Annotated in this window: 3 protein-coding genes; 2 read left to right on the top strand and 1 reads right to left on the bottom strand. The window is 58.7% G+C overall.

Features of this window, described 5'->3' with window-relative positions; genetic code table 11:
* The coding region (locus tag AC1DH9_RS27620) for an EscU/YscU/HrcU family type III secretion system export apparatus switch protein (protein WP_477809182.1) at nt 1-553 on the top strand (553 nt) is incomplete at its 5' end.
* A gap of 798 nt (nt 554-1,351) precedes the next feature.
* On the opposite strand, the gene AC1DH9_RS27615 is transcribed toward AC1DH9_RS27620, so the two are convergent.
* Nucleotides 1,352-1,639, bottom strand: coding sequence for a DUF3077 domain-containing protein (locus AC1DH9_RS27615; protein ID WP_427539040.1), 288 nt, complete (start codon nt 1,637-1,639; stop codon nt 1,352-1,354).
* Between the two features lie 413 nt (nt 1,640-2,052).
* Between AC1DH9_RS27615 and AC1DH9_RS27610 the strand changes: the two genes are divergently transcribed.
* The coding region (locus AC1DH9_RS27610; protein WP_477809181.1) for an FHIPEP family type III secretion protein at nt 2,053-2,289 on the top strand (237 nt) is incomplete at its 3' end.

The raw sequence follows: 2,289 nt of genomic DNA, 5'->3' as shown, positions 1-2,289 counted from the left end.
GTGGATGGCTTGCGGGTTGATTCTGATCGCGGCGGTCGATGTGCCGGTTCAGCTTTACCAGAGTCACAAGAAGCTGCTGATGACCAAGCAGGAAGTGCGTGACGAGCACAAGGATCAGGAAGGTCGCCCAGAGGTCAAGCAGCGGATTCGTCAGTTGCAGCGCGAGATGTCCCAGCGGCGGATGATGGCGGCCATTCCTGAGGCCGATGTGGTCATTACCAACCCGACCCACTATGCGGTGGCGCTCAAGTACGATCCGGAGAAGGGTGGGGCGCCGATGCTGGTGGCCAAGGGCAGCGACTTCCTGGCGCTGAAGATCCGCGAAATCGCGGTGGCTAATGAGGYTTTGCTGCTTGAGTCGCCGGCTCTGGCGCGTTCGATTTATTACTCCACCGAGCTTGACCAGGAAATTCCTGGTGGGCTCTATCTGGCGGTTGCTCAGGTGCTGGCTTACGTTTATCAGATCCGCCAGTACCGTGCCGGCAAGGGTAAGCGTCCGGATCCGCTCAAGGATGATTTGCCGATTCCACCGGATCTGCGCCGCGATTCCTGACCGGCTTATCTCTTGACGGTGTACTCCGATAAAAACTATGGGAGCTGGCTTGCCTGCGAAGGCGGCCTGACAGCCGGCCTATCTCTTGCAGATGTACCCCAATCAAAATTGTGGGAGCGAGCCTGCTCGCGATGGCGGCCTGACAGCCGGCCTATCTCTTGCAGATGTACACCAATCAAAACTGTGGGAGCGAGCCTGCTCGCGATGGCGGCCTGACAGCCGACCAATCTCTTGCAGGTGTACATATCCATTCCTGCGGTAACGGCCACTTAGGGTTTCGCCCTGACGGCGACTCCCTTTGGCAAACGCCCCAAAGGAAGCAAAGGTCTTCGCCCCAAGCGTACGGCACCTCGCCTAGGCTCGGCGTCCCCTCGTTCCGGCATTCATCAGGGGGCATCGCCTACGGTCTGCTGCGCGACGACCTCCTCTCGATGTGTCCGGCTGCGCCGTACGGCGCTGCGCGCCCACCCCCTGATGAACACCTCCACTCGGCCTCCCGAAGGGGCGGGTAGATCAAAAGCAAAGCACGGCGGCCTGACAGCCGGCCTGAGTGGTGGGGGCGTGCTACTGCATTGTGGGGGGCGATATCCGTAGGAGCTGCCGAAGGCTGCGATCTTTTGATCCTGGCGGCCTGAAAGCCGACCTGACTTTTGCAGGTGTACACCCATCAAAACTGTGGGAGCGAGCCTGCTCGCGAAGGCCGCACCGCGGTGTATCAGGAAAACCGCTAATAGCCGTTTGAGCTGATGACCAAACACCTGAAAGCCCCGCCTTCAAGAGAAGCGCGGGGCTTTTTATTCAATCGCGATTATTACCTGGCGCCCCCAGCACTTTCACCACGTCATCGATGACGGCTTTGCTCATCTCCTGCAAGTAGTGGGAGGCCCAGGCATAGCGGTCGGTTTTGCGCTCCATCGCTGCATCTTCGGCCAGCATCCTGGAGAGGTGGAGCAGGTCGGAGACATGGGACAAGGCAGTGAGCAGAGGGACGCCACTGTTGACGCGGAACAGGGCTTGATCGTTGTGGATGGAGAAGGGGGTGAGGCCGGCGGTTTTTAATTCGTGGAGGTGCGAAGATTTGTTCATGGTGAGGTTCTCGTTTACTGGTTAGAGCGGCCTCGTTTACTCATCGGGTTTCCATGCCCGGTCGCTGATTTGGCAGCGACCACTGAAGACTAGCGATGCCACTTCCGAGGGGCAACCTTGAAAGCCTGTCGGACAAATCCCTGTGTTTTCTGGATTTGTAGCTGAATTCTTAGGATGGGCGTTGAATATTCCGGCCTCTTCGCGAGCAGGCTCGCTCCCACAGGGGATTTGTGGGCGGCGCAGATCAACTGTGGGAGCGAGCCTGCTCGCGAAAGCGTCTTCCCAAGCGCTGCCGGACCCTTTGCTGAACGCGCTGTTTCAAGCCCCGCGCAAAAGTTGGAAGGCTTCTTGCAATAGCCGGCCTGCGCCCGCTTCAGGCGTCAAAAGTTTGCTTCAAGGAACGGGGAATACCGGTGGATCGCTCTCAGTTAATCAACAGTGCCCGCAGCAACCTGGCAGACCTCAGTCGAGGCAATCTGGGTGTGCCGCTGTTGCTGTTGGTCATGCTGGCCATGATGATGTTGCCGGTCCCGCCGTTCCTGCTCGATGTGTTCTTCACTTTCAACATTGCGCTGTCGATCGTTGTGCTGCTGGTCTGTGTCTACGCCTTGCGGCCGCTGGATTTTGCGGTGTTTCCGACCATTCTGCTG

Source organism: Pseudomonas sp. 05T35 (assembly GCF_056396605.1).
Note: the sequence above shows the minus strand (reverse complement) of the source record. Positions and strands in the feature narration are given on the sequence as shown.